The sequence below is a fragment of the Leucobacter shiyiweii genome (assembly GCF_052446065.1).
Lineage (GTDB): Bacteria > Actinomycetota > Actinomycetes > Actinomycetales > Microbacteriaceae > Leucobacter.
Window position 1 is genome coordinate 2,300,295 of sequence record NZ_CM127080.1, and the last position, 25,297, is coordinate 2,325,591.

Below are 25,297 nucleotides of genomic sequence, written 5' to 3' on the forward strand. Positions count from 1 at the left end.
TCGATCAGCCCCGTGCCCGCGCCAGCAGATCCTCGCGCGGATTTTCCTGTGGCTCAAGCTCACGGAACGCCTCAAGGGCAGCCCGCGCTTCATCACTCAGGTGCGACGGCACTGCCACCTGAACCTCGGCGAGTAGATCACCGGTGCCCTTCGGGGAGTGCACGCCACGACCCTTCACGCGCAGCACACGGCCACTCGGGGTGCCCGGTTGAATGCGCAGCTTCACCGGGTCGCCACCGAGTGTCGGCACTTCAATGGTGGCGCCGAGCGCGGCTTCAGAGAAGGTGACCGGCACACTCAGGCGAAGGTTCTGGCCGTCGCGCTCAAAGACCGGGTGCTTACGCACGTGGACAGTGAGAATGATGTCGCCGGCTGGCCCGCCATCGGGGCTCGGTTCACCCTTACCCCGCACCTTAATCTTTTGGCCATCAGAAACGCCGGCGGGAATCTTAACCTTCACCTGGCCGTTCGCCGACTGCAGCGTCACCGTATTGCCGCGCACCGCCGTCTCGAAATCGAGTGTGGTGGTCGCCTGAATGTTGCGCCCCGGCCGGGGGCCGCGCGGAGCGCCTCCCCCACCGAACATTCCGAAGATATCTTCGAAGCCCTGCGCACCACCCTGTTGATAGCTGAACTGAGGGCCGCGCCCGCCACCAGCACCCCCGCCGAACATTCCACCGAACACGTCCTCGAAGCCCTGGCCACCTCCTGGGCCACCCGAGGTGAATCGGGCTCCGCCGTGCCCCATGGCGCGCATCTGGTCGTACTCGGCGCGCTGTTCCTTGTCGGAGAGCACGGAGTACGCCTCACTGATCTCCTTGAACTTCGCCTCGGCCACCGTGTCACCGGGGTTCGAGTCAGGGTGATACTGCCGCGCGAGCTTACGGTACACCTTCTTCAACTCGGCTTCGCTGACGCCACGAGAGACACCAAGAATCTCGTAGAAATCCTTGTCGAACCAGTCCTGGCTAGCCATCCGCGTCCACCGCCACCGCGACCTTGGCGGGGCGCAGTTCGACGTCGCCGATGCGGTACCCGCGTTCGATCACGTCGAGTACCGTGGGCGACTCAGTTCCGGGCACCGGAACCTGCGCGATCGCCTCGTGGATCTGTGGGTCAAAGGGTTCACCCTTCTCGCCAAAGCTCACCACCCCGAACTTCTCCATGGACAAGCGAACCTTGGTGGCGATCGTCGCAAAGGCGCTGCCCTCTTCGAGGTCACCATGCTGTTCGGCACGATCGAGGTCGTCGAGCACCCCAAGCAGGGAACTCACCACCGACCCGACCGTTCGCTGACGGTCGAGCTCGGCGTTCGCCTCGGTGCGCTTGCGATAGTTCGCGTACTCCGCGTTGACGCGACGCAGATCCTCAAGGTAGACGTTGTCTTCGGGCGCGGCTTCCGACGCGCCCTCCGCAGCCGCAGACTGCTCGGCGGCGAGGATATCCTCCACCGTCAGCTCGTCTGGTTGCGGCACGGGGCCGGAGGTGTCCTCCTCGGGCGGTGGCCCGACCGGCCCCGGCGAGGAAGCGCGATGCGCTTCCTCCTGGGCCGGGTCCGCCGTGGGAACCTCGTCGCCAGCTGCGTTCTCGCCCGGCTGTCGCTGTTCCTCAGCAGTCATGGTTACTTCTTCTCCTCGTCGTCTTCTACGACCTCGGCATCAACCACGTCTTCGTCATTCGACTCATCTGCGGGAGCACCAGACTCGGGAGCCTCTTCCTTCGCAGCCTCATAAATCGCCTGACCGAGCTTTGACTGGCTCTCGTTGAGCTTGTCAGCGGCATCCTTGATGGCCTGATCGTCGTCACCCGCGAGGGCTTCCTTCAGCGAATCGAGATCGCCCTGCACCTCGGTCTTGACGTCCTCGGGCAGCTTGTCCTCGTTCTCCTGGATCAGCTTCTCAACCGAGTAGGCGAGCTGCTCAGCGGAGTTGCGGCGCTCAAGTGCCTCGGCGCGCTTCTTGTCTTCGGCGGCGTGCTCTTCAGCCTCGCGCACCATGCGCTCGATGTCTTCCTTCGAGAGGCTTGATCCACCCGAAATCGTGATGGTCTGTTCTTTGCCGGTGCCCTTGTCCTTCGCGGAAACCTGAACGATGCCGTTGGCATCGATGTCGAATGTGACCTCAACCTGGGGCACACCGCGCGGCGCGGGAGCGATTCCGGTGAGCTCGAAGGTGCCCAGCGGTTTGTTATCGCGGGTGAACTCACGCTCGCCCTGGAACACCTGAATCGACACTGACGGCTGGTTGTCGTCGGCCGTCGTGAAGGTTTCACTGCGCTTGGTCGGGATCGCGGTGTTGCGCTCGATGAGCTTGGTCATGCGACCACCCTTGGTCTCGATACCGAGCGACAGGGGGGTGACATCGATGAGCAGCACGTCCTTGCGCTCACCCTTCAGCACGCCAGCCTGCAGAGCAGCGCCCACGGCCACGACCTCGTCGGGGTTGACACCCTTATTGGGCTCGCGGCCACCGGTGAGCTGCTTCACGAGGGTGCTCACGGCAGGCATGCGGGTGGATCCGCCCACGAGCACGACGTGGGCGATGTCTGCAACGCTGACACCGGCCTCGGCGATGACGTCGAGGAACGGCTTGCGCGTGCGCTCCAGCAGATCCTTGGTGAGCTCTTCGAACTTCGCACGCGACAGGGTCTCGTCGAGGTTGGCGGGGCCATTCTCGGTGAGCGAGAGGTAGGGCAACTGGATCTGCGCGCTCATCGAGCTCGACAGTTCCTTCTTTGCCTGCTCGGCCGCTTCCTTCAGGCGCTGCAGAGCAATCTTGTCGCCCGACACGTCAACGCCCGAGGTCGCCTTGAACTGCTGGATCAGCCAGTCGACGACGCGCTGATCCCAGTCGTCACCGCCGAGACGGTTGTCGCCCGCGGTCGAGCGCACCTGGATGGTCGCGAAATCATCGTCTTTGCCCACCTCAAGCAAGGAGACGTCGAAGGTGCCGCCGCCGAGGTCGAAGACGAGGATGAGCTCGTCTTCCTTGCCCTTGTCGAGGCCGTATGCGAGCGCCGCAGCCGTCGGCTCGTTCACAATGCGCAGGACGTTCAGGCCCGCGATCTCCCCGGCCTCCTTGGTGGCCTGACGCTCGGCGTCGTTGAAGTACGCGGGCACAGTGATGACCGCGTCGGTGACCTTGTCGCCGAGGTAGGTCTCTGCGTCGCGCTTGAGCTTCATGAGCGTGCGCGCGCTGATTTCCTGCGCGGTGTACTTCTTGCCGTCGATCTCCTGCGTCCAGTCAGTACCCATGTGGCGCTTGACCGAGGCGATAGTGCGGTCGACGTTCGTCACAGCCTGGCGCTTCGCGGTCTCGCCAACGAGCACCTCGCCGTCCTTCGTGAAGGCAACGATCGAGGGGGTGGTACGGAAACCCTCGGCGTTTGAGATGACGGTGGGCTCGCCACCCTCGAGGACAGAAACCACCGAGTTGGTGGTGCCGAGGTCGATACCTACTGCTCGTGACATAGTGCGTTCTCCTTGTGTGGGTGCTAGATTCGGGCGCTCGGCCCAGGGTCTGAATCGGCTCGCGACAACCTCGAGGGGTCAAGTTGAGCCTGATGTACTCAAGTTTAGCCGGGCAGTGGATCACGTCAAGTCAGAAGCGGAAAACTTGAGTCGATCTCACTCAACTCTCAGATTGTGGATCACGGCGAGCCCCTCCCGGTTCCATCGGTTACCCTCGGAACACCAGGCCGCGAAGGAGGGGTGAGGTGACGAACGTATGGCAAGCGCTGCGACGGGGCGAGTCCGCGCGCGAGCGAAGACGACAGCTGGAACAGGCGCACGAACACTTCATTGCTGGCTCGCGTCTCAGTGAAGACCCGGAGCGGCGCGTCCACGCTGCCGCCCAGGCCGCGCTCCGACCGGTGGTACTTGACTCTTGGCTGCGAGCGCAGCACGGCACCATAGACCCTGATCGCACCCCCAGCCAGTTGGCGCTTGATGAAGAAGAGCTTCGCGAGATCTTGACTGGCCAACCCATCGGTCGGGTGCTGACAGTCGTGCAGCGACTCCTGCTTGAGGAGGCCAGTGAATCGGGATTCATAGTTGCAGTCGGGGACGCGGCCGGGCGTCTGCTCTGGATCGATGGGGACGCGCAGCTGCGCTCCCGAGCCGCCGACATGGGCTTTCTCGCGGGCATGGATTGGTCTGAACGCGCGGTAGGCACCAGTGCCCCGGGAAGCGCGCTCGCGCTCGATCACGCCATCCAGGTTCTCGGCGCCGAACACTACAACCGGGCGGTACACGCCTGGAGTTGCACGGCAACCCCCGTGCACGATCCCACGACCGGCGCGATCCTTGGCGTCATTGACGTCACCGGAGGCGACGGCGCTGCCTCTCCCCACGTACTTCCGCTGGTTGAGGCCACCCGCGCAGCCGTCGAGGCAGAACTCAAACTCGACGCGCTTCGTACTCTGATCGAACGTGATCGCTCACAGCCACGACCTCGACAGCGCTCGCGGGCAGCATCTGGCGACCCCCGGCTCCTCGTATTGGGTCATGATCCGGCACTGCTCGAAAGCGGCTCGAGTTCCCTTCCGCTCACGGGTCGACACGCGGAGATCCTGCTCGCACTCTCTGCCGAACCGCAGGGCCTGCCTGCCCGCCCCCTCGCAGAGCAGGTGTACGGGTCGGCGGAATCCGAGCCCACACTCCGCGCAGAAATCGTGCGGCTACGCAAGTGGCTTGAGCCGCTGCACACTGGCATCACCCTGACTTCCCGGCCGTACAAGCTGAGCGCACCCATTCGTGTTGACGCAACCGAGATGCTCGCCGCCCTGGGCCGCGGCGCACATCGACTGGCTCTCGCGGCATACGCCGGTCCGGTGCTGCCCAGCTCGTCGGCACCCGTTGCCGAGTCCCTGCGTGCGGAAGTGAGCGCAACCTTACGCGAAGCGATGTTGCAGACGGCCGCCGCGGATCCGCTCGCCGAGTACGCGCAGACCTGGGCGACCGACGATCGGGAAGTGTGGGAGACCCTGCTCCACGTGCTCCCACCGCTCAGCCCCAAGCGAGCACGCGTGGTCGCGAAGCTGGAGTCGTTGGCGCTCTAGACACGTGCGTGCAACGTTGGTGCAACGGTGTTCGACGTAACCTGCATTCCACCGAGCGCACACGACACGCGCCGGTTGCCGCACGTGCACTATCCAGACAACGAAGTCGAGGGAACACACATGACCGTATACGCCGCACCCGGCCAGCCAGATTCGCTGGTCTCGTTCAAAAGCCGCTACGAGAATTACATCGGCGGTGAGTGGATCGCCCCCGTGAAGGGAATGTACTTCGAGAACGTCACCCCGGTCACTGGGAAGGCTTTCTGCGAGGTGGCCAGGAGCACCGCCGAAGACATCGAACTCGCGCTCGACGCAGCCCACGCTGCCGCCCCGAGTTGGGGGAAGACCAGCCCCGCCGAACGCGCAGTGATCCTGAACCGCATTGCGGATCGCATGGAGCAGAACCTCGAATTGCTCGCGGTCGCTGAGACCTGGGACAACGGCAAGGCCGTGCGCGAAACCCTGAACGCGGACATCCCCCTCGCGATCGATCACTTTCGATATTTTGCCGGGGCCATCCGCGCCCAGGAGGGCGGCGTCTCACAGCTCAACGAGGATCTCGTCGCCTACCACTTCCACGAGCCGCTCGGAGTGGTCGGCCAGATCATCCCCTGGAACTTCCCAATCCTCATGGCGACCTGGAAGCTTGCCCCTGCACTTGCGGCTGGGAATGCCATCGTGCTGAAGCCAGCCGAGCAGACCCCCGCGTCGATCCTCGTGATGTTCGAGCTCATTGGCGACCTGCTCCCGGCGGGCGTGGTGAACATCGTCAACGGGTTCGGCGTCGAGGCGGGAAAGCCGCTCGCTTCGAACAAGAGGATCCGCAAGATCGCGTTCACGGGCGAAACCACCACGGGCCGCCTCATCATGCAGTACGCCTCCGAGAACATCATTCCCGTAACGCTTGAGCTCGGGGGCAAGAGCCCCAACATCTTCTTCGACGATGTCATGGCGAAGGATGATGCGTACTTCGACAAGGCCCAGGAGGGCTTCACCATGTTCGCGCTCAACCAGGGAGAGGTCTGCACCTGCCCCTCGCGGGCGCTGATCCAGGAGTCGATCGCCGGCGATTTCCTCGACGCGGTCGTGGAGCGCACGAGGCGGATTTCCCGCGGCAACCCCCTCGACACCGACACCATGGTCGGGGCTCAGGCGTCGAACGATCAGTTTGAAAAGATCAAGTCCTACCTTGACATCGGAAAGCAGGAGGGGGCACAGGTGCTCATTGGCGGTGATGTCGAGGATCTCGGAGGGGAGTTTTCGGGTGGGTTCTACATCCAGCCGACAATTTTCCGCGGCGACAACTCGATGCGCATCTTCCAGGAGGAGATTTTCGGTCCGGTGGTTTCGGCGACCACCTTTACCGATTTCGACGACGCGATCCGCATCGCGAACGACACCCTGTATGGTCTCGGGGCGGGCGTATGGAGCCGCAACGGGAACACCGCGTATCGGGCCGGACGCGCAATCCAGGCCGGGCGCGTGTGGGTGAACAACTACCACGCCTACCCTGCGCACGCAGCATTCGGAGGTTACAAGTCGAGTGGTATCGGGCGGGAGAACCACTTGATGATGCTCGATCACTACCAACAGACGAAGAACCTGCTCGTGAGCTACCGCGAAACCGCAGACGGATTCTTCTAAGCCGATGAACACGCAGGTTGACGCAGACGATGCGTGCGACCTCCCCGCGGGGGCGTCGGCGGAGCCAATTGCTGGCTGCGTCGACGCCCGGCCGGAGGTCACGGGAGAGACGGAGAGCCGCCTTGCATTCACCCCCGCTGCGCTGGAACTGATCGAACGGTTATGGGCGATCCACGGGCCGCTGATGTTTCACCAGTCGGGCGGCTGCTGCGACGGGAGCGCTCCCATGTGTTACCCCGAGGGCGAGTTCAGAACGGGAGGCCAAGACATCCTGCTCGGGACTCTGGTTCTCCCGACGCTCGAAGGAGCACCCGCCACACGTGAAATTGGCTTCTGGATGTCTCGTGAGCAGTTCGCGGCCTGGGCGCACACCCATCTGACCATCGATGCGGTGCCCGGACGTGGGGCCGGGTTTTCCCTTGAGGCCCCGGAGGGCAAGCGGTTCCTGATCCGCTCGCGGTTGCTCTGAACGGGCCGACGACGCGGCCCGGTGCGCTACCTGAGCGTTCCTCGCATCGGCTAGTGTGACCCCCATGAGCGATGCCACGAGCCAGAGCCGGATCTACCCGGCGAATGCGGCCGGATCCACCCCCGGAATCGTGACGGTCAAGAAGCGCACTGTCTTCGCCTGGTCGCTGTGGGACTGGGGATCAGCCTCATTCAATGCGGTCGTGACGACCTTCGTGTTTGCGGTCTACCTGACCAGCTCCTCATTCGGCCCCGAGGAGGTTACCTCAGCCCGCCTCGGCACCGCACTGCTGATCGCGGGCATCGTCGTTGCGATACTCGCGCCCGTGATCGGCAGACTCACCGACGCTGCGGGTCGGCGCAAGACCTGGCTCGGCATCAACACCGCCGTGGTCGTGGCCGCAACCGCGCTGCTCGTGCTCGTCGCGCCAGCGGAACAGTACCTCCTGCTCGGGCTCGTGCTGCTCGCCATCGGTAATGTCGCGTTTGAGTTTGCGAGCGTCAGTTACAACTCGATGCTGCGGCAGATCTCGACAAACGCGAACGTGGGCAAAGTCTCGGGCTTCGGGTGGGGCATGGGATACCTCGGCGGCATCGTGCTGCTCGCGATCATCCTCGTCGGCTTCATCTTTCCCGATGTGGGCTGGTTCGGGGTGACTTCGGAAGACGGCTGGAACGTGCGCGTCGCAATGATTATCGCCGCAGCATGGTTCGCCCTCTTCGCAATCCCGGTCTTCTTCGCTGTGCCCGAGATCCCAACACTGCCAGAGTCTGAGCGTCAGAAGGCGACAATTTTCAGCGCGTATCGCGATCTGTTCCGCAGCATCGCGGGGCTCTGGAAGAATGCCCGCCAGACCCTGTACTTTCTCATTGCGAGCGCCGTATTTCGGGACGGTCTCGCTGGCGTATTCACATTCGGTGGCGTCATCGCGGCGCTGAGCTTCGGCTTCGACAGCTCAACAGTAATCATCTTCGCGATCGCAGCCAACGTCGTCGCAGGCCTCGCGACGATACTGATGGGATTGCTGGAAGACCGTGTGGGGGCGAAGAATGTGATGGTCACCTCGATCATCCTGATGGTCGTCTGCGCGCTGCTTGTGTTCCTGCTGAACCCGCTCGGCACCTGGGTGTTTTGGGCCTTCGGCCTCGCACTGTGCATCTTCGTTGGCCCTGTGCAGTCGGCGAGCCGCTCGTACCTCGCCAAGCTCATCCCGCCGGGGCGCGAGGGCGAGATCTTCGGCCTCTACGCCACCACTGGCCGCGCCGTTTCCTTCCTCGCGCCCGCCGCGTTTACGGCTTCAGTTGCACTAGGCGGAGCCGCGATCTTTGGCATTGTTGGTATCGCGATGGTGCTGCTCCTGGGGTTGCTCCTACTGCTTCCGGTCACGGCGCACCGCTCAGCCGCCGCAACCGAGTAATCTGAGCAGGTGTCACGCCCCGAGCTCAGTCCCGAACAGTCGGCCGTCTTCGAGCGGATCGAGCACACGCGCGAACACGTGTTCGTTACCGGTCGCGCGGGCACCGGCAAGTCGACGATTCTGAACCACCTGGCCTGGCACACGAGCAAGATCATCGCGGTGTGCGCACCCACCGGAGTCGCCGCACTCAACGTGGGAGGCCAGACGATCCACTCGTTGCTGCGGTTGCCCACCGGAGTGATTGCGGATCACGACCTCGACCAGCCCGCAGAGCTGAAGAAGATGCTCGCGGCGATCGACACCCTCGTGATCGACGAGATCTCAATGGTGTCGGCAGACCTGATGGACGCCATCGATCGTTCCCTGCGGCAGGCCCGAGGGAAGCGCCACGACCCGTTTGGGGGTGTACAGATCATCATGTTCGGCGACCCGTATCAGCTGCCACCTGTACCGCCGCGCGACCCACATGAGCGCGCCTACTTCACCGACACCTACCGGTCGCTGTGGTTCTTCGACGCGAAGGCATGGATCGATGCGCCGCTCGCGATCATCGAACTCGTCGAGGTTCACCGGCAGCGCGACGACCGTTTCAAGCAGATCCTCGGGGCAGTGCGGCATGGCGAAGTAACGGCCGACATGGCCGAAGAGTTGAACGCTGCGGGCGCCAGGCCCGCACCCACCGATGTCATTACGTTGGCCACGACCAACGCCACCGTGACTCGTATCAACGCTGAGCGCCTGGCGAAGATCACGGGAACTCCGCTCAAGGCGGTCGCTGAAATCAACGGCGAGTTTCGCGAGAACACCTACCCGGCAGACGAAGTACTCGAGTTGAAGCCGGGAGCGCAGGTGATGTTTCTACGCAATGACTCCGACGGCCGCTGGGTGAACGGCACTATCGGCACCGTCTCGCGCGTCACCGGCACCGTGTGGGTCGAGGTCGGCGACGAAGAGTTCGAGGTCGAACCCACCACCTGGGAGCGCTACCGCTACCGGTACGATGCCGAGACGAAGAAGCTCGAGAAAGAGGTCGTGGCCGAGTTCGAGCAGTTTCCGCTGCGCCTCGCGTGGGCGGTGACCGTGCACAAGTCGCAGGGTCACACCTATGACGCGGCGGTGGTGGATCTCGGCCCGCGGGCATTTACGGCTGGGCAGACCTACGTCGCCCTGAGCCGGGTGCGATCCATCGAAGGGCTCTACCTGCGCCGACCGCTCGAGCCGCGTGACGTGATCGTCGACCCGAACGTGGTGCGATTTATGCGGGCGGCCGGGCACTCCGGCATCGTTTCGCACGAAGTGCCCGCCGCGGGCTGACCTTCCCTCGCCTTACACCCCGAAATCCGACCCCTCGAGAGGTCAAATTCTGCTGCTCGACGGGCACCGAAGCAGCAAAATTTGACCTCTCGGCGAGCTTCGGGCGTGGATCAGGCACCAGGAGAGGTGGATCAGGCGTCGGGCGCCGCGACCACCCGGTTCTCGATCACGCCGAGGCCCTCGATCTCACCGCGCACGACGTCGCCGACCTTCAGGAAGTTGCCCGTGGGCGCCCCGATGCCGGCCGGGGTTCCGGTCGCAATGATGTCGCCCGGTTCGAGGGTCATCACCGTGGTCAGCTCAGCGATCTGCGCCGTGATGTCGTAGATCATGTCGTCGGTGCGCCAGTCCTGCCGCACCTCGCCATTCACGGCGAGGGTCATGCGCAGGTCTTGCGGATCCGCCACCTCGTCGGCCGTCGTCAGCCACGGCCCGATCGGCCCGTGAGTGTCAAACGACTTGCCCAGTGTGAAGGTGGGCGACCGCTTCTGCAGCCAGTCACGCACCGACACGTCGTTGGCAACCATGTACCCGGCGATCACCGAGTACGCGTCTTCGCGCGACACGTTGCGGCACCGCGCACCGATCACTACGGCAAGCTCGATCTCGTAGTCGAGCGCGTCGGAGACTGCGGGCTTTTCGATGTCGCCGTAGGGCGCATTGATGCACGACACCTGCTTGTTGAACCACAGCTGGTTCGTCGGCGTCGGAATCCCAGCAGCGCGCGCCTCGTCGGCATGCTCCTTGTAGTTCATGCCGATCGCGAGGTACTTCTGCGGGTCGTCGATGGGTGCCTCGAGCGTCACCTCGGCAAGCGGAAACCGCTCTCCGTCGGTCGCCGCAATCACATCGCGCAGTTCGGCGAAGTCGGCGATGACGCGCTTCATCGAGGCGTCGAGCCCGGGAACGGCTGAGAGATCCACCACCACACCATTAAGAGTCTGCGGGTCTGCAATCTCGACGCGTCCGAGGCGCACCTGGCCATGGCCTACGCGAAATCGTGCGAGTTTCATGCGTTGCTCTCTTTCGTTTCGCTGGTGGATCCTGCCAAGCCGGCCGCGCCCACGTCGCCCTGAGACGGGAGCTTGCCCCACACCTTGTCGCCATAGGGGGTCATGTGGAAGCTGATGAACTTCCAGTCGCCAGTGGAAGTCTGACGCAGCACCTGCGTCACCTCACCCGAGAGCGTGCGTTCGCCGCCACCTGGGGCCTTCATACGGTTGGTGATCGAGCCGGTGACGATGGCGACCTCGCCGATCGTGCGCACCAGCAGATCGCCACGCGTGATCTCGAGGTACACCCCGCGCGTCGCCACGTGTTCGAGCAGCAGCGGCTTGGTGTGCACCTCGCCGGGGGCGTGCACGTGCACGAGGCTCTCGTCAAACAGCGCGTCGAGCGCGTCGATGTCTTTCGCGATGAGGGCGACTTGCCGAGCGGACTCCGCCGCAAGGATCTCCTCGCGCAGGGCGCCGGTGGCCTTCGTCACCTCGCTCATGCCGCGTCCCACGTGCGGAAGCCGCTCGAGAAGGTATCGTGACCTGCGCGCAGCGGCTGCCCCACCATGCGGTGGTAGTTGCTGAAGATCTCGTCGGCCTCTGCGAGCGGCAAGACCTCTTCGATCGCCTCGCGAGACTCGAGCGGCGTACCGTCGGTACGCTCGGCAACCATGCGGCGGATCACCTCGTAGCCTTCGCCGCGCATATTCATCACGATGCGGTTCACGGGCACCCGACGTGCCTCGTCGTAGGCGACGAATGCCTCGTGCGGGTCCTCGTGCGCGGCGAGCTCCTCGGCCACGACGCGTGCGTCGAGAAACGCCTGGCAGACGCCGTTGCCCCCTCGGGGGTACATCGCGTGCGCGGCATCGCCGAGCAGCACCACACGACCGTCGACCCAAGTGTCGAGCGGATCGTGACGAATCAGCGGGAACAAGTAGACCTCGCGCGCATCACGCATGAGCTCTTGAATGTCGAATCCATCGATGTCCACGGTCTCGTAGAGCGGAATGACGTCGTCGACGGTGCCGATCTGATTCCAGTCCTCGATAGTCTCTTCAGCTTCGACCTCGACGACCCAGTTGATGAGCTGCTTGCCGCTGCCCTCGAAGTTATCGGCAATCGGGTAGATGATCATGGTCGAGATGCGCGGGTCTCCGACGTGCAGAATCGTGTGCCCGTCGAAGATCGGCTCGCGCAGCGTCGTTCCGCGGTACATCGTGATGCCCGAGTAGTGGGGCTTCGCGAGATCAGGATGCATCTGCTTCCGCACCACGGACTTGATGCCGTCAATGCCGATCATCGCACTGTGACGCACCTGCTCGGTGCGACCGTCGCGGTGCTCCAGGTTCAGCGTGACGCCATCCGCATCCTGCTCGTAGGAGACGAGGCCCGCGCCCAGCACGACGGCATCTTCGCCGAGGCGTTCCAGCACCGTGCGGTACAGCATCATCTGCAGTTCGCCGCGGTGCACGAAGCGCTGTTCGTGCAGGTAGCCCATGTGCACACCACACTTTTCGGCGTAGATCTCTTGCCCGAAGTGGTTGAAAAAGATCGAGTCGACGGCATCGACCGATATCGCCCGGAATTCCTCAAGCAACCCGATCTCCTCGAGTTCCTTCGTGCCGTAGACCTTGATGTCGACGCCGACACCCAGCGGCTTCAGCTCGGGAACCGTCTCGTAGATCTTCGTCTTGATGCCCTGTTGATGCAGGCGCAGCGCGGTGATGAGGCCGCCAGGGCCCGCGCCGATAATTGCGATGTCGTGCATGAGATTCCTTCTCTCTTCTGCTGAAATACCGGCGGCTCGCGCGTGCGCAGGTCAGCCATTCGCACATTCCCCATTGAACGAGTCAAACTGATCGTACGTAGAATCGTACACGATTTCAAGTACAATGAGAGAGTTCGCGCGACCGGCACCTTTCCAACCCACCGCCCCCAAAGATCACCCGGACTTGCTTTCGCGTAGGAAATCGTACACGATTAGGAGTGGCAGTAGTCGCTCTCATGCCCGCGTGAGGGATCGGACTCCATTTCGACTCGCAACGACGCAGCTAAAGGAGCATCCCATGACCGTCGTCGACATCAACATCCACCACCTCCCCGAAGACCTCTTCACGAACGAGAAGATCCTGAACGGCTTCCTCGACAGCGCCCCCCGGGGCTTCGGCGAGATCGCCAGCGTCATCACTATGGAGAGCGGCAAGAAGCAGCTCATCCTCGAAAAGCCCAAGGGATACCAGAACCTGAACTACGTGGAGGGCGACTACTCGGTTGAAGCGAAGCTCGCCGCAATGGACGAGGCCGGCGTCGACTACGGCATCATGCGCGTCCCCGTGTGGCAGGAATGGCTCGGACTCGACACCTGCAAGGCAGTGAACGATAACGCTGCCGACATCGTGAGCCGCTCGGGCGGACGCCTCTTCGCCACCGCATGCGTACCACCGTGGGGCGGTAAAGAGAACATCTACGAGCTCGAGCGCTGCGTGGGTGAGCTCGGCGCGGTCGGCGTGCAGCTCGCCTGCCACTACGGGCAGCTCTACCTCGACGACGAGGTCTTCGAGCCGTACCTGAAGGTCATCGAGAAGCTCGATATCCCCGTCGTGGTGCACCACACGCCACTCCCTGTCGAGTACAAGTCAGTGCTCGACTACACGAACCTGCGCCGCGAGTACGGTCGCATCACCGACCAGGCCACCGCCGTCGGCCGTGAGCTGTTCAGCGGCATGTTCGACAAAATGCCGGGCCTGCGGTTCATCCACACCATGTTCGGCGGCAACTGGTTCGCCAACACCGAGCTGATGACCCCGCACGCCCCGAAGAAGGCGGAGGCCATGAACCGCCTCGATCCGACCGGCGGCGAGAAGATCAAGCAATACCTCGAGAACAACATCTTCTTCGACATGACCCATCCACACTCGTGGGGCAAGCACCAGGTCGAGGCGGCGCTCAAGATCAACGGCGCCGACCACTACCTCTTCGGCTCCTCCTTCCCCGTCTTCTACAGCTGGATGGGCCAGGGAGTCGAGTTCGTCAACAACGAACTCGAGATCTCCGACGAGGATCGCGAACTCATCATGTACGGCAACGCGAAGCGCCTCTTCAACCTGCCCATCTGATTTCGATGGTGGGGCCGGGGCGGCACGCGTGCCGCCCCGATCCTGCCGACCGGTTCCGGTACGGCACCGCGGAGTGCGGCGCGATCCACAAACGCCCGACCCTGATTCACCACGGAGTAGCCATGACGCAACAGAACGACATCGACGATTTCTTCTCTACCGACCGAGTTGCCGGGCGAGAGGAGGCCGTCGAGCTCTCCTCGAAGAGCTACACAGAGCACCTGATCGATCTGGCCGATCCCCTGCTCGCCGACGTGCGAGGAATGAGTTACGAGGAATTCACCGCGGATCGGTACCAGGCACCGTTCCTGCGCGAACTGCTCGAGCACTGGAAGAGCCTCTACCACGAGCCATTCGTGGGCATCACCACCGACGGCACCCCGGTCGAGGGGCTGTACCGGCTCGATCACCCCACCCCGAATGACCCGGTGTTGGTGGCCGCGGCGCAGCAGTTCCTCGCGCAACTGAGCGACGAGCAGCGCGCGCGAGTGAGCTACCCGATCGACGCCCCCGAGTGGCGAGGATGGTCGAATCCCGAGTTCGTCTTCTTCCGCACCGGGTTGCGGCTCGAGGATCAGAGCCCCGCAGTCATCGACGCCGCGATGGGCATCGTGCAGGCCTCGCTCAGCCCCGAGGGCTTCGCCCGCGTGAGCGAGGCGATGGATCTCAACGGCTATCTCGGCGAACTCGTGCAACTGCCGCGCATCATGAACAACCGCAGCTACTGGTTCTCGCTGTTCGGCACCCCCTCGGCGGATGAGCCCTGGGGCTGGCAGCTCTTCGGGCACCACGTCGCCCTCAACTTCATCATCGTGGGCGGGCGTCACGTGATCGCACCCGTGTTCATCGGCGCCGAGCCTGCCCTCTCCGACGGCGAGCGCCCGCCGCTCTTCGACGCCCGCGAGCAGCTCGCGATCGAGCTCGCTGGTTCACTGACCGAGGCTCAGCGCGCACAGGCGATCGTCTTCAATTCGGTGCTGGATCCCGCGATGCCCGAGGGCCGGCTCCACCCGGCCGACGAACGGCACGTCGCGGGTGCCTTCCGCGACAACCGCGTCGTGCCCACCGAGGGCATCTGCGCGTCGGATCTCACCGAACCGCAGCGCGCGCTGCTGCGACAGCTCGCCGAAGACTTCCTGCTGCTGCTCACCGCGCCGCAGCGCGAACGCACCCTCGCCGACTTCGACGCGCACCTGGGCGAGACCCACTTCTCGTGGTACGGCGCCACCGACGGCTCGCAGCCGTTCTACTTCCGCATCCACAGCCCGGTCATCATCGCCGAGAACGACCACCACGCCGGGGTGTGGCTGAACAATCGGCTGCCCGCGCGCTTCCATGTGCACACCACGCTGCGCATGCCCAACGGCAATGATTACGGTAAGGCCTACCTGGCCGAGTGGCGCCGGCTCTCAGGCTCCCGCGACGACGCCTGAATCTGCCAGTCGCCGCGCCGCGCCACCGACGGGGCGGCGCGCCGCGCTAGAGACGCGTCTTCAACTGATCGTAGAGCTTCTGCAGCGCGGGCGCCGCGGCGGCGAGCGTCTCGCGATCATCGGGGTCGAGCGCGCCGAGCGCTTCGAGCAGCGGCTCCTTCCACGCATCCGAGATCGCGTGGTGTTCGGTCGCCCCCCAGTCGGTCGGCATGATCTGCGTCACCCGGCGATCGTCGTCGTTCTTCACCCGGCGGATCATGCCGCGCTGTTCGAGCGCTCGCAGGGCCGCACTCGCATTGGGCTGGCGCAGCCCCAGCGCCGCGGCGAGCTCGCCCACCGTGGAACCCGGAGCATCGAGCACCTGCTTCAGCAGGGCGACTTCCGTGGTGGGGATCGGCCCGCCGGCGCGCTCGGGAGCCGAGCGGTGGATCACCCAGGCGAGTTCGCGCAGCATCGTGGGGACGTCGTGCGCCGGAGCACCCCCGGAAACGGGAGAACGGGTGATGCGGGTGGAGTTCGCCGACGTGTCTGACATCGTCGGACCTCCTCACCCGCATCACCCGTTGCTGCTCCGACCATCCTAGAGCGGGGGCGCCGATCAGAGCGGCTGCGCCATGACCTTCAGCACGTGGGCGGTCGCCGCCACGTTGTCGAAATCGGGCAGCAAGCCGCGCTCCCACTTGCCGATGTTGACGCAGGTCTCAACGATCAGCTTGCAGCGCTCGTAGCGGCGCTCGGTGTACTCCTCGAACGCAGCGGTGTAGTCGTCGTGCTTCTTGAGCGTTTCCGCGAGCACGACTCCGTCTTCGATCGCTTGCGCGGCACCCTGGCCGAGGTGCGGGGGAACCGCGTGCACCGAATCGCCCATCAGCACGATGCGACCCTTGTGCCACGGAGCTGGAGCGATCATCGCTTCCTCGGGGCGCAGCACGATGTCGGCGTCCTCGGGAATGAACTCGTCGCGAATGCGCCCGGTGAGTCCACCGAAGGGCTCGAGGTGCTTGAGCAGCGAGGAGCGCAACTCGTTGTCCTTGGGGCGCTGGTTGCGCTCCATCTCCGCGTTGTAGAAGAAGTAGGCGAGATCCTTGCCGATCGCCACGAAGCCGGCCATGCCCTCGGGGCCCTCTTGCAGCAGAATGCGGTCGATCTCGGGCAGCAGCGGGATGTTGACGCGGTAGGCCGACTGACCGATGTACTCGGGCGAGAGCACGGCATCGAGCACATAGCGGCGCACCGAGGAGCGCACGCCGTCGGCGCCGACCACCAGGTCGAAATCTTCGGTAGAGCCGTCAGCGAAGTGCACGGTGACACTGTCATCGTTCTCGACGAGGTCATCAAAAGTGGTGTTGTACCGAACCTCGACGCCGACCTCGATCGCCTTGTCTGTGAGGATCTGGTGCAGGATCGGGCGGGTCACACCGTTCATCGGGGGCAGGTCGGTGCTCTCGATCGGCGTGCCGTGAATGTCGCGGAGGAAGTTTCCGTCGACGTCATACATCGCGCCCCAGGCGTTCGCGGGGAAGCCGGCATCGATGCAGGGCTGGGCGCACCCGATCGCGTCAAGCGCGCGCAGCGCGTTGATCGGCTGAATGATGCCGACGCCGTAGATCGACGAGTGCATATCGTTGTGGCGCTCGATCAGGGTGACATCGAAACCCTGCTGCTTGAGCGCGGTCGCGGTTGCGAACCCGCCGATTCCGCCGCCGATAATGAGGATTTTCTGGTTCGACATCTGTGTCTCCAACGTCGTTGTGGGTAGGGAGTCGAGCGCGCACCCGAGAGACTGGGGCGGCTCAGCCGCCCGATCCACCAGGGAGATCACGCATGCGCATTGCGCACTCGATAACCATATCTCAACATATATATAGAGACAAATTTAATTTTGCAGGATCGCCACCAGGTCGGCCTGGAGCAGCGTGAGCCCGTCGAGCTCGGCCGCCATCACCTGCCGCGCCGGGCGATTCATCGGGTCTGGAAACATCGCCACCCACTCGCGGTTGAGCGCCTCCCGGTCGCGATAATTGCGCAGGTAGAACGTCATTTTCACGATGTCGTCCGTGTGTGCGCCCGCGAGCTCCATGAGCTCTCGGACGTGCCCGAAGAGATTCGCGCACTGCGCATCCATACCCTCGGGCATCTCCGTGGTCGCAGCATCGCGCCCGGTAATGACCCCGGAGTAGAGGTGCGAGTCGATTCGACTCGCCACCGGTACCGGGTTGTGATGCGCGTAGCCTTCGAGATAGTAACTCTGTCGCCGTGCCATCGCGTTGCCCTACGTTCGATCCGCAGCGTTCCGCGTGGTCTGGGCGGCTTCATGTTCAAGTACGGCCTTCAGCGTGCGCACCTCATGGGCACGCGCCTCTGTCTCGATCAGGTCGGGGTCATTCCCTGCCTCAATCATCTCGATCATCGTCTCGTGTTCTGCGATCGACGCAACCGCCCGCCCGGGGGCGTACCAAAACGCTGAACGCCGAATAATGTCCATACGCAACCATTCCTGGTGCACCATGCCCATCAGTCGTTCGTCGTCGCAACGCGAGCAGAGCAACTCATGAAACTGACGATTCAGCGACCCGAACCGGGCGGTGTCGTACGCCTCCAGCGACTCGCGCATCGCCGCGTTGAGTTCACGCGCCCGCGCAAGATCGTCCACCGTGAGCCGCTCCGCCGACAGCGCGGTGGCGAGCCCCTCGAGGCGCGCGAGCAATCTGATCGTACGCTTCCAGGCGTCAGTGTCGAACGTCTTCACGAGCGCACCGACATTCGGCACGATATCGACCCAACCCTCGGCTTCGAGTCGCCGCAGCGACTCGCGCCAGGGCACCGAACTGATGCCGTGCTCGCGGCCCAGTTGGTCGATCACCAGGCGAAAGCCGGGCCCATAGGTGCCATCCATGATCCGCCGCTGCAGAATATCGTAAGCCTGCTCCGACTTCGACTTCACTAGCTCCGCCACTGTTGTTCCTCTCCGCTCCTGCGGGGGTTCACGGCGGGCCGACGACTCCGTCCGCGCATCATCGTGAACGCTGTACCTATCCTATCGATTATCACACGCGATCTCAGATCGGTCGTCGAAAACCCGCGAGGAATCGTGCGATCAGGGCATCTCCCACTGCCCCTGTGCGGGCGAGGACCAGGGCCCGCAGCGGCGTCGGCTCGGGATCAAGGCGGCGCACCGTGACGTTGAACCTGGCCAGGCTGCACCGCTCGGGATCTGGGAGGATCGCGCTCGCGAGGCCCGCCTCAATGAGCGGAATACAGTTTTGGATCGTCTCCAACGTGCGCATCTCTGCCGGAATAACTCGATGCCCCCGCAGCGCTGCCTCAACCGCCTCTGGCAGACTCGGCACCGCAGCCGTGCGGCGGGGCAGCACCATGCGCGCACCGGAGAATACTGCGATTGACAGTGGGTCGGGCACCTCTGCCGCCCCCTTCTCCGCCGGGGGCAACACCGCCACAAGTGGCACGTCACCCCAATCGACGATCGCAAACTCTCCGTGATGGCGCTGAGCGAATCGCTCGGGTTCCGCAACGAGAATGGCCGCGAGATCCACCCGGCGCTGCTGCAGCATGTCGATTGCAACCCAGGGTGGTGGATCGACGAGCGTGATCTCTACCTCTGGAGCCTCTCGCGCATGCGCGCGCAGCAACTCCGGCATGCGTCGCCACATCAGCGCGGGCACGGCAGCGATAGTGATCCTTCCAGCAAGGCCTGCACCTTGGCGGCGCAGGCCTTCGACCACGTCATCAGCGTCCCCGATGAGGCGCGAGGCCGCGTCGAGCAGAGTGCGACCCGCGCTGGTGGGCTCGACTCCGCGGGGGGATCGCTCGAGAAGCCGCACACCAAGCTCCGTCTCGAGCTTTCCAATGGCGACGCTCAGCGAAGGCTGAGACAGCCGCAGCTGCGCTGCGGCTGCGGTCAACGAACCCGCTTCCACCACCGCCGCAAAATAGCGCAGCGTTCGTAATTCCATAGTCAACAGCATAGAGAGAGATCCACTATAGAAAGAAACTATGTCACCACCAGCCAGTTCGCGGGTTCTGTTCGCGCGGGCGATGTCGGATGCTGAATGAACCTGCCCCTGAAAGTTTGGAGTCACCGATGCTTCCCGAAACCAACCACCACCCCGAGTTCCAGATCACGCGCGCGAGCCACGTCTCGCTCGGTGTCACCGACCTCGAGGCGAGCCGCGACTTCTACCGCGATGTCGTCGGCCTCGTCGTGACCGAGGAAACCGATGACGTTATCTATCTGCGGGGGCTCGAAGAGGCCGCGCACCACTCGCTCGTGCTCGAGCGCTCGGAGGTCGCGAAGGCGCACCGCGTGGGTCTGCGCGTGCGCTCGGCAGACGACATCGTCGCCGCCGAGAAGCATTTCAAGGCGGCGAACATCGAGTATCAGCGGGTCGAGCGCGACCACCAGGGGCCGACGCTGCAGTTCCGCGACCCCGTGGGCACGCTCATGGAGTTCACCTCGGAGATGGATGTCGTCGAGCGCAAGATGCAGAACTTCAACGAGTTCGTCGCGGGCGCGCCGCAGCGCCTCGACCATTATCAGGTCGTGACCTACGACGTGAAGACGGCCACCGAGTTCTGGACCGGGCTTGGCATGCGTATATCGGAATACACGGCTGCAGGCGACGACGACGAGTTGTGGGGCACCTGGATGGAGGTCAAGGGCAACACTCACGACCTCGTATTCACCAACGGGCGCGGGCCGCGCCTGCACCACTTCGCCTTCGCCGTGCCAGACGGTCAGTCGCTGCTGCACGCGGCGGATGTCGCGGGGGCGCTCGGCAAGGGCGACGAGATCGACCGCGGGCCGGGGCGCCACGGCATCTCGAACGCGTTGTTCCTGTATCTGCGCGATCCCGATCAGCACCGCGTCGAGCTCTTCAACACCCACTACCAGTTCATCGATCTCGAGACGCCGCCGATCCGCTGGGATGTGACGAACCCGCGCCGCGCGCAGTTATGGGGCATGCCCGCGTCGAACCGCTGGTTCTTCGAGGCGAGCGAGTTTCCCGGTGAGGGAGTGAACGAGCCGCTCCTTAAGGCGACCCCCGAGACCCTGGAGGCGTACCTCGGCCTGCACTAGGGTCGCATCACCCGTCGTTCCCCGCGCGCAAGGGGACACGAATGGCGCTGAGATTGCACCCAGAGCGCCATTCGCGTCCCCTTGAGGGAGGGTGTGGGGCGAGGTGGGTGCGTGGGGTGGTACGCACTATTTGGTCGAGGCGGAAACCTTCGTCGCAGATTTCGCGGCGGCCTTCGCAGCTCGCTTGTGCTCGCGCACCTTCAGGAGCGACTCTGGCGAGACGATATCGGCCACGCTCCGAAAGCTGCCCTCTTCACCGTAGGGATCTGAGGCCTCCCGCCACCCCTCCCCGGCGAAGTCCACCTGCTTGCCGAGGAGCGCGAGAAAAATCTTCGCCTTCTGCTCACCGAAGCCGGGTAGCTTCTTCAGTCGCTTCAGCACCGTCGGGCCGTCGGGATCATCGCGCGTCCAGATAGCCGCGGCGTCGCCGTCCCACTCGTCAAGCAACGCCTGAGCCAACTCCTGCACTCGACCGGCCATCGAGCCCGGGAAGCGATGGACCGCGGGGGTCTGCTTGAACACCGCGACGAACTCCTCGGGATCCACGCTGGCGATCGATTCCACATCGAGTGTGCCGAGCCGCTCCTTGATCTTCAGCGGACCCGCGAACGCGAGTTCCATTGCAACCTGTTGATCGAGCAGCATCCCGATCAAAAGGGCGAACGGGTCACGACTCAAAAGCGCATCGGCGGATTTATCGTTGGTGAGGTGCAGTGCCATGCCTTCAGTCTGTCAGCCGCATTCGAGCTCGGCTAGACGCAGTCCGGGGTTGGGCTGCCGAGTGGATTCGCTGGCCGCCCTCCCTACGGCATAGATGAGGAAGAGAAACGCTCAGACGAGCTACGCCTCAGTAGGTTCGATGTCAACGTCAGTGAGTTCAAGCGGCTCGATCGCGGGCAGCGCCTCGCCGAGAATCGCCGCCGCGTTCTCGCCAGGTTCGAGCGACTCGACACCATTGAGCTTCCGCTGCAACGCGCGTGTGCGGGTTCCGGCTTGTTCGACCGTGTTCTGCACTGTTTTCAGCTGCTTCCCCACCTTGTCCCACACGTCGCCATACTTTTCGAACTCGCTCTTGGCGGCACTCAGCACCTTCCACACCTCACTCGAACGCTTCTCGATCGCAAGGGTACGGAAACCCATCTGCAAGCTATTCAGCAGCGACATCAGGGTCGTCGGCCCGACCACGGCAATGCGATGCTCGTTCTGCAGCTTGGAGACGAAGCCCGGGCGACGCATGACCTCGGCAAAGAGCCCCTCGGTGGGGAAGTACATCACGCCGAAGTCGGTGGTGTGCGGCGGATCCACATACTTGCTGGAAATCAACTTCGCCTGCGCAAGGACCGCGCGTTCGATGTCTCGTCCGGCGATGTCGATCGCGGCGAGGTCACCCGATTCCTGAGCCGTGAGCAGTCGCTCGTAATCCTCCTGCGGAAACTTCGAGTCGATCGGCAGCCACACCGGGGTGTCTCCGTCACCCGCCCCCGGCAGCTTCACCGCGAATTCGACGCGCTCGTTCGAGTCAGGCAGCACAGCCACATTCTCGGCGTATTGGTCTGATGTCAGCACGTCCTGCAGTTGCCGGGCGAGCTGCACCTCGCCCCAGCCGCCGCGTGACTTCACGTTCGTGAGCACCCGCTTGAGGCCACCTACATCGGTGGCGAGGGTCTGCATCTCGCCGAGGCCCTTCTGGACTTGCTCGAGCCGCTCGCTGACGAGGGAGAACGACTCACCCAGGCGCTTCTCAAGGGTGCCTTGAAGCTTCTCGTCGACGGTTTCGCGCATTTTCTCTAGCTTCGCCTCGTTGCCCAGGCGCAGCTTCTCAAGTTCGACACTCAGTGTCTGCCGCAGCTCGTCCTGCTTCGCCACGTTCGCATCGGTGAGCCCCTGAATTCGCTTGGCGTTCTCGTCGAGCGCGGTCTTCAATGTGCCCTGCAGCTTTTCGTCGACCGTCTGGCGCACCTTCTCGAGCTTCGCCTCGGTATCGGTGCGGATCGCCTCGAGTCTCCCCTCCACCGATTTCCGCAGTTCGGCGCCCTGCGCACCGAGTTCTTCACGCAGCTGCGTGCTCGCCGCTGTGCGCGCCTCGCGCTCGCGCGCCAGTTCTGCTGACTGCGCCTCGCTCGCCGCTCGCATCGCCTGCCCGAGTTCCACTCGCTGGGCCTGAAGATCTTGCCGCACCAAAGCGATACCCGCCTGCTGTTCCTGTCGAAGAGTGGTAGCGACGGACTGCTGTTCTTCCCGGAGCACCCGAGCGAGCGCATCGACATCGCCGACCCCGACGCCAGACCGACCGCGCCGCATGAGCACCGCAACGAGCACGCCCAGCACCGCCAGCAGGTTCAGCACCAGCAGCACGATCACAACCACATCCATATTTCCCCGAATCAATAAGGAACCCCGATGCTTCGACCCTACTGACTGCTTCCCACATTCAGGCCAGGTGAGCTACCGGACTGAAGCCCGGCGCATGCTCAGCCACGTGCCCAGAAGCGCGACTATGCCAGCGCCGACAGCGACCAGCGCGAGTCGCGGCCGCGTCACCGCGGCGATGATCTCGGCGAACTGCGGCACGAATACAAGAATCGTCACGGCCACTGCCAACGCCAGCACGAGACCGAGGATGACTGGACCGCGCGAACCGAAACGTACCCAGACCCCACCGAACAGGCCACCGATTGTCAGGGCCAGCCAGGTGCCGAGCAGGACCGCCGGCCACAGAATCCACCCGTTACCTGAACCGAGCGCAACGGTGTCGAGCGCGTACACCCCAAAGAACCAGTGATCTGTGGCGAGTTCGATCCACAGCAATACCAACATGAGACAGGCGACGTAGCCTGCAAGCACCAGGTTCGCGATCGCGGTGCCGAACACGTGCGCGCGACGTGTGGCACCGAGCGCCAGCGAAAACGGGAAGGTGGTCGCGATCGCCTGCACTCCGAAATAGATGAGGAAGCCCGGCAGCGAGAAGACCATAACGCCGTTCATCCGCGCCCCCGCCGCATACTCCGGGCGCGATGGGTCAAGCCCGGCACGCTGCAATGCGAACGAAATGAGCGCCGTGATCACCAACACCAGCAGCACAATGAACGTCGGAATCCCGAACATGGCAAACGGCTTGTTCAGATGCAACCGGGCGACCTTCCAGGCGCGCGTCATTTTTCTACTCCTTCGGTGTGACCGTGCCCCGCTTTGACTACCCCGTCTTCGCGCATTAGAGGATCCGCTTCCGCCACCCCGGTGGTCCCGCTTCCTGTGTCACCCAACCCGTACGCTGTCACCAGTTTTTGCAGCGAGACTGGCGTAAGTTCAAGCCCCGCGGCGGCAGCGGAAGCACGATCCTCCGATGACACTGTTCCCTCAATCACAGCGCTCGCGAACATCCCGGCACCATGACGACTCAGCACTTTGCGCCCGGTCGCAAACTCGGCCACCGCCCCTGCACGACCGCCCGCCTCAAATGCCAATCCTCGCAAATCATCGACCTCGGCATCTTGCACGACGCGCCCCCGCTCGAGAATCACCACCCGCTCGAGCAGGCGATCCATCTCATCAATGAGGTGTGTCGAGACGACAAACGTTCGGGGGTGGGCACTGTAGTCCCGAAGCAGCGCGTCATAAAAGTAGGTACGTGCCGTCGCGTCGAGCCCGAGGTATGGTTCATCGAAGAACGTGATCGGCGCGCGCGAGGCCAGACCGAGCACGATGCCCAAAGCGGAGAACTGTCCTCGAGAGAACTTCTTAATCACGGTCTTCTCGGGAATGCGGAAAAGAGAGACGAGTTCGTCGGCAAGTTCCTGATTCCAGCTGGGGTAGAAGATGCCCGCAGCCTGCACAGCGTGCTTCAACCGATAGTCATCCGGATAGCGCTGATTGTCGCGGATGAAGCAGAGCTGCCCGAGCACCCGGGCACGTTCGAACGGCTCCTCACCGAACACGCGGATCTCACCAGAGGTCGGCTGATCCTGCGCCGTGGCGAGTGACATGAACGTGGTTTTGCCCGCACCGTTTCTTCCCAGTAGACCTGTAATGGTGTTTGCGTGGATCTGCACGGTCACGTCGTCGAGCGCCCTGACGTCCCCATGCATCCGCGTGAGTCCGCGGGTTTCAATGGCGATGGACATAGTGTTCCCTTCTGGCTTTAGGCATGTGTGAGCAACGCGCGATCAACAGATCACGCAATGATGGTGGATCACCACGACTACCCGGGGTGATCTCTGGAAAGCGCCTCATCGTTCTCGGGCTCCGCCAGGGCGATATCTAGAAGGCGGATCACCTCAACCCGGCTGAGACCGAGCGCCCGCGCCTCCGCGGCGAGCGGGTCGATGAACTCGTTGACGAAGCCTCGCTGACGTTCGGCGGCAACGCGAGCCCGTGCGCCTTCAGCGACGAACATGCCGATACCGCGCCGCTTCGTAAGGATCTGCTGGGTGACCAGCAGATTCAGTCCCTTGCCGGCCGTAGCCGGATTAATACGGAGATATGCGGCAAGTTCGTTGGTCGAGGGTACCTGTGCGCCCTCGACATAGGTGCCGCGGAGAATGTCGTCGGCGATGCGGTCAGCGACTTGCAGAAAGATGGGCTTTGCGTCGTCGAACATGCCACCTACCTTCCTGTCGATTGGACACCTGAACACGGCAGCTTACTTGGTTCATTACTGCACTAATGAACCTAGCTACGGAAACGCAGCCTGTCAACCAGCTCGCTGCAATCCCCCGCCCCCGCTGCCAAGCTCACGCCCAGCCACGTCGGG

General features: G+C 63.7%; 24 protein-coding genes. 8 read left to right on the forward strand and 16 right to left on the reverse strand.

Going from position 1 to position 25,297, the window contains the following annotated elements; all coding sequences use genetic code 11:
• Positions 1-4 precede the first annotated feature (4 nt).
• The 3 genes from ACTNFJ_RS10690 to dnaK are packed head-to-tail and all read right to left on the reverse strand — an operon-like array spanning position 5 to position 3,469.
• A complete protein-coding gene (locus ACTNFJ_RS10690; protein ID WP_435906257.1) occupies positions 5-976 on the reverse strand; it encodes a DnaJ C-terminal domain-containing protein in 972 nt (323 codons plus the stop codon).
• Positions 969-1,619, reverse strand: coding sequence for a nucleotide exchange factor GrpE (locus ACTNFJ_RS10695; protein ID WP_435906258.1), 651 nt, complete (start codon positions 1,617-1,619; stop codon positions 969-971). The genes ACTNFJ_RS10690 and ACTNFJ_RS10695 overlap by 8 nt, the downstream gene beginning before the upstream one ends.
• Positions 1,620-1,621: 2 nt before the next feature.
• Positions 1,622-3,469 carry a molecular chaperone DnaK gene (gene dnaK, locus ACTNFJ_RS10700; protein WP_435906259.1) on the reverse strand — a complete coding sequence of 616 codons (1,848 nt, stop codon included), beginning with the start codon at positions 3,467-3,469 and terminating at the stop codon, positions 1,622-1,624.
• Between the two features lie 245 nt (positions 3,470-3,714).
• Between dnaK and ACTNFJ_RS10705 the strand changes: the two genes are divergently transcribed.
• The 5 genes from ACTNFJ_RS10705 (at position 3,715) to ACTNFJ_RS10725 (ending at position 9,902) form a co-directional block, all read left to right on the forward strand.
• Positions 3,715-5,058, forward strand: coding sequence for a sigma-54-dependent transcriptional regulator family protein (locus tag ACTNFJ_RS10705; protein WP_435906260.1), 1,344 nt, complete (start codon positions 3,715-3,717; stop codon positions 5,056-5,058).
• 120 nt (positions 5,059-5,178) lie between these two features.
• The gene (gene adh, locus ACTNFJ_RS10710; RefSeq protein ID WP_435906261.1) at positions 5,179-6,702 is read left to right on the forward strand and encodes an aldehyde dehydrogenase; all 1,524 of its coding nucleotides are present in this window, start codon (positions 5,179-5,181) and stop codon (positions 6,700-6,702) included.
• Positions 6,703-6,706: 4 nt separating this feature from the next.
• Positions 6,707-7,171 carry a DUF779 domain-containing protein gene (locus ACTNFJ_RS10715; protein WP_435906262.1) on the forward strand — a complete coding sequence of 155 codons (465 nt, stop codon included), beginning with the start codon at positions 6,707-6,709 and terminating at the stop codon, positions 7,169-7,171.
• Between the two features lie 64 nt (positions 7,172-7,235).
• On the forward strand, positions 7,236-8,588 hold the full coding sequence (locus ACTNFJ_RS10720; RefSeq protein WP_435906263.1) for an MFS transporter: 1,353 nt from the start codon (positions 7,236-7,238) through the stop codon (positions 8,586-8,588).
• 9 nt (positions 8,589-8,597) lie between these two features.
• Entirely contained in the window at positions 8,598-9,902 is a 1,305-nt protein-coding gene (locus ACTNFJ_RS10725) for an ATP-dependent DNA helicase (RefSeq protein WP_435906264.1), read from the forward strand.
• A gap of 131 nt (positions 9,903-10,033) precedes the next feature.
• Here the strand turns inward: ACTNFJ_RS10725 and ACTNFJ_RS10730 are convergent, their stop codons facing one another.
• Genes ACTNFJ_RS10730 through ACTNFJ_RS10740 form a run of 3 tightly spaced genes read right to left on the reverse strand, consistent with a single transcriptional unit; the run spans position 10,034 to position 12,668 of the window.
• Positions 10,034-10,915: a fumarylacetoacetate hydrolase family protein gene (locus ACTNFJ_RS10730; protein WP_435906265.1), complete on the reverse strand. Its 882-nt coding sequence runs from the start codon at positions 10,913-10,915 to the stop codon at positions 10,034-10,036.
• Positions 10,912-11,397: a YybH family protein gene (locus tag ACTNFJ_RS10735; RefSeq protein WP_435906266.1), complete on the reverse strand. Its 486-nt coding sequence runs from the start codon at positions 11,395-11,397 to the stop codon at positions 10,912-10,914. Before ACTNFJ_RS10735 ends, ACTNFJ_RS10730 begins: the two co-directional genes overlap by 4 nt.
• The gene (locus ACTNFJ_RS10740) at positions 11,394-12,668 is read right to left on the reverse strand and encodes an FAD-dependent monooxygenase (RefSeq protein WP_435906267.1); all 1,275 of its coding nucleotides are present in this window, start codon (positions 12,666-12,668) and stop codon (positions 11,394-11,396) included. Before ACTNFJ_RS10740 ends, ACTNFJ_RS10735 begins: the two co-directional genes overlap by 4 nt.
• Positions 12,669-12,966: 298 nt before the next feature.
• Here ACTNFJ_RS10740 and ACTNFJ_RS10745 point away from each other — a divergent pair, with 298 nt between their 5' ends.
• On the forward strand, positions 12,967-14,016 hold the full coding sequence (locus ACTNFJ_RS10745) for an amidohydrolase family protein (protein ID WP_435906268.1): 1,050 nt from the start codon (positions 12,967-12,969) through the stop codon (positions 14,014-14,016).
• A 122-nt stretch (positions 14,017-14,138) separates the two neighbouring features.
• On the forward strand, positions 14,139-15,449 hold the full coding sequence (locus tag ACTNFJ_RS10750) for a DUF3500 domain-containing protein (RefSeq protein WP_435906270.1): 1,311 nt from the start codon (positions 14,139-14,141) through the stop codon (positions 15,447-15,449).
• Between the two features lie 46 nt (positions 15,450-15,495).
• Here ACTNFJ_RS10750 and ACTNFJ_RS10755 read toward each other — a convergent pair whose 3' ends face one another.
• From ACTNFJ_RS10755 to ACTNFJ_RS10775, 5 genes are all read right to left on the reverse strand, one after another.
• Entirely contained in the window at positions 15,496-15,984 is a 489-nt protein-coding gene (locus ACTNFJ_RS10755; RefSeq protein ID WP_435906271.1) for a MarR family winged helix-turn-helix transcriptional regulator, read from the reverse strand.
• A 63-nt stretch (positions 15,985-16,047) separates the two neighbouring features.
• Complete coding sequence (locus tag ACTNFJ_RS10760; protein ID WP_435906272.1) at positions 16,048-17,181, reverse strand: FAD-dependent oxidoreductase; 1,134 nt, start codon at positions 17,179-17,181, stop codon at positions 16,048-16,050.
• Positions 17,182-17,325: 144 nt separating this feature from the next.
• Positions 17,326-17,712, reverse strand: coding sequence for a RidA family protein (locus ACTNFJ_RS10765; RefSeq protein ID WP_435906273.1), 387 nt, complete (start codon positions 17,710-17,712; stop codon positions 17,326-17,328).
• Positions 17,713-17,721: 9 nt separating this feature from the next.
• Positions 17,722-18,405: a GntR family transcriptional regulator gene (locus ACTNFJ_RS10770; protein WP_435906274.1), complete on the reverse strand. Its 684-nt coding sequence runs from the start codon at positions 18,403-18,405 to the stop codon at positions 17,722-17,724.
• Between the two features lie 103 nt (positions 18,406-18,508).
• The gene (locus ACTNFJ_RS10775) at positions 18,509-19,423 is read right to left on the reverse strand and encodes a LysR family transcriptional regulator (RefSeq protein ID WP_435906275.1); all 915 of its coding nucleotides are present in this window, start codon (positions 19,421-19,423) and stop codon (positions 18,509-18,511) included.
• A 128-nt stretch (positions 19,424-19,551) separates the two neighbouring features.
• Here ACTNFJ_RS10775 and hpaD point away from each other — a divergent pair, with 128 nt between their 5' ends.
• The gene (gene hpaD, locus ACTNFJ_RS10780) at positions 19,552-20,547 is read left to right on the forward strand and encodes a 3,4-dihydroxyphenylacetate 2,3-dioxygenase (RefSeq protein ID WP_435906276.1); all 996 of its coding nucleotides are present in this window, start codon (positions 19,552-19,554) and stop codon (positions 20,545-20,547) included.
• A 126-nt stretch (positions 20,548-20,673) separates the two neighbouring features.
• On the opposite strand, the gene ACTNFJ_RS10785 is transcribed toward hpaD, so the two are convergent.
• The 5 genes from ACTNFJ_RS10785 to ACTNFJ_RS10805 all read right to left on the reverse strand — a co-directional run bounded on the left by ACTNFJ_RS10785 (position 20,674) and on the right by ACTNFJ_RS10805 (position 25,144).
• The gene (locus ACTNFJ_RS10785; protein ID WP_435906277.1) at positions 20,674-21,267 is read right to left on the reverse strand and encodes an HhH-GPD-type base excision DNA repair protein; all 594 of its coding nucleotides are present in this window, start codon (positions 21,265-21,267) and stop codon (positions 20,674-20,676) included.
• 120 nt (positions 21,268-21,387) lie between these two features.
• The gene (locus ACTNFJ_RS10790; protein ID WP_435906278.1) at positions 21,388-22,920 is read right to left on the reverse strand and encodes a DNA recombination protein RmuC; all 1,533 of its coding nucleotides are present in this window, start codon (positions 22,918-22,920) and stop codon (positions 21,388-21,390) included.
• A gap of 72 nt (positions 22,921-22,992) precedes the next feature.
• Positions 22,993-23,703, reverse strand: a complete 711-nt coding sequence (locus ACTNFJ_RS10795) for a hypothetical protein (RefSeq protein WP_435906279.1) — start codon at positions 23,701-23,703, stop codon at positions 22,993-22,995.
• Complete coding sequence (locus ACTNFJ_RS10800) at positions 23,700-24,668, reverse strand: ATP-binding cassette domain-containing protein (protein WP_435906280.1); 969 nt, start codon at positions 24,666-24,668, stop codon at positions 23,700-23,702. The genes ACTNFJ_RS10795 and ACTNFJ_RS10800 overlap by 4 nt, the downstream gene beginning before the upstream one ends.
• A 77-nt stretch (positions 24,669-24,745) precedes the next feature.
• The gene (locus ACTNFJ_RS10805) at positions 24,746-25,144 is read right to left on the reverse strand and encodes a GntR family transcriptional regulator (protein WP_435906281.1); all 399 of its coding nucleotides are present in this window, start codon (positions 25,142-25,144) and stop codon (positions 24,746-24,748) included.
• Between the last annotated feature and the right edge of the window lie 153 nt (positions 25,145-25,297).

What these genes read in the sequence shown, in the direction of transcription:
- ACTNFJ_RS10690 (WP_435906257.1), bottom strand. Translation starts at nt 976, where the DNA reads ATGGCTAGCCAGGACTGGTTCGACAAGGATTTCTACGAGATTCTTGGT.
- ACTNFJ_RS10695 (WP_435906258.1), bottom strand. Translation starts at nt 1,619, where the DNA reads ATGACTGCTGAGGAACAGCGACAGCCGGGCGAGAACGCAGCTGGCGAC.
- dnaK (WP_435906259.1), bottom strand. Translation starts at nt 3,469, where the DNA reads ATGTCACGAGCAGTAGGTATCGACCTCGGCACCACCAACTCGGTGGTT.
- adh (WP_435906261.1), top strand. Translation starts at nt 5,179, where the DNA reads ATGACCGTATACGCCGCACCCGGCCAGCCAGATTCGCTGGTCTCGTTC.
- ACTNFJ_RS10715 (WP_435906262.1), top strand. Translation starts at nt 6,707, where the DNA reads ATGAACACGCAGGTTGACGCAGACGATGCGTGCGACCTCCCCGCGGGG.
- ACTNFJ_RS10720 (WP_435906263.1), top strand. Translation starts at nt 7,236, where the DNA reads ATGAGCGATGCCACGAGCCAGAGCCGGATCTACCCGGCGAATGCGGCC.
- ACTNFJ_RS10730 (WP_435906265.1), bottom strand. Translation starts at nt 10,915, where the DNA reads ATGAAACTCGCACGATTTCGCGTAGGCCATGGCCAGGTGCGCCTCGGA.
- ACTNFJ_RS10735 (WP_435906266.1), bottom strand. Translation starts at nt 11,397, where the DNA reads ATGAGCGAGGTGACGAAGGCCACCGGCGCCCTGCGCGAGGAGATCCTT.
- ACTNFJ_RS10740 (WP_435906267.1), bottom strand. Translation starts at nt 12,668, where the DNA reads ATGCACGACATCGCAATTATCGGCGCGGGCCCTGGCGGCCTCATCACC.
- ACTNFJ_RS10745 (WP_435906268.1), top strand. Translation starts at nt 12,967, where the DNA reads ATGACCGTCGTCGACATCAACATCCACCACCTCCCCGAAGACCTCTTC.
- ACTNFJ_RS10750 (WP_435906270.1), top strand. Translation starts at nt 14,139, where the DNA reads ATGACGCAACAGAACGACATCGACGATTTCTTCTCTACCGACCGAGTT.
- ACTNFJ_RS10755 (WP_435906271.1), bottom strand. Translation starts at nt 15,984, where the DNA reads ATGTCAGACACGTCGGCGAACTCCACCCGCATCACCCGTTCTCCCGTT.
- ACTNFJ_RS10760 (WP_435906272.1), bottom strand. Translation starts at nt 17,181, where the DNA reads ATGTCGAACCAGAAAATCCTCATTATCGGCGGCGGAATCGGCGGGTTC.
- ACTNFJ_RS10765 (WP_435906273.1), bottom strand. Translation starts at nt 17,712, where the DNA reads ATGGCACGGCGACAGAGTTACTATCTCGAAGGCTACGCGCATCACAAC.
- ACTNFJ_RS10775 (WP_435906275.1), bottom strand. Translation starts at nt 19,423, where the DNA reads ATGGAATTACGAACGCTGCGCTATTTTGCGGCGGTGGTGGAAGCGGGT.
- hpaD (WP_435906276.1), top strand. Translation starts at nt 19,552, where the DNA reads ATGCTTCCCGAAACCAACCACCACCCCGAGTTCCAGATCACGCGCGCG.
- ACTNFJ_RS10785 (WP_435906277.1), bottom strand. Translation starts at nt 21,267, where the DNA reads ATGGCACTGCACCTCACCAACGATAAATCCGCCGATGCGCTTTTGAGT.
- ACTNFJ_RS10790 (WP_435906278.1), bottom strand. Translation starts at nt 22,920, where the DNA reads ATGGATGTGGTTGTGATCGTGCTGCTGGTGCTGAACCTGCTGGCGGTG.
- ACTNFJ_RS10795 (WP_435906279.1), bottom strand. Translation starts at nt 23,703, where the DNA reads ATGACGCGCGCCTGGAAGGTCGCCCGGTTGCATCTGAACAAGCCGTTT.
- ACTNFJ_RS10800 (WP_435906280.1), bottom strand. Translation starts at nt 24,668, where the DNA reads ATGTCCATCGCCATTGAAACCCGCGGACTCACGCGGATGCATGGGGAC.
- ACTNFJ_RS10805 (WP_435906281.1), bottom strand. Translation starts at nt 25,144, where the DNA reads ATGTTCGACGACGCAAAGCCCATCTTTCTGCAAGTCGCTGACCGCATC.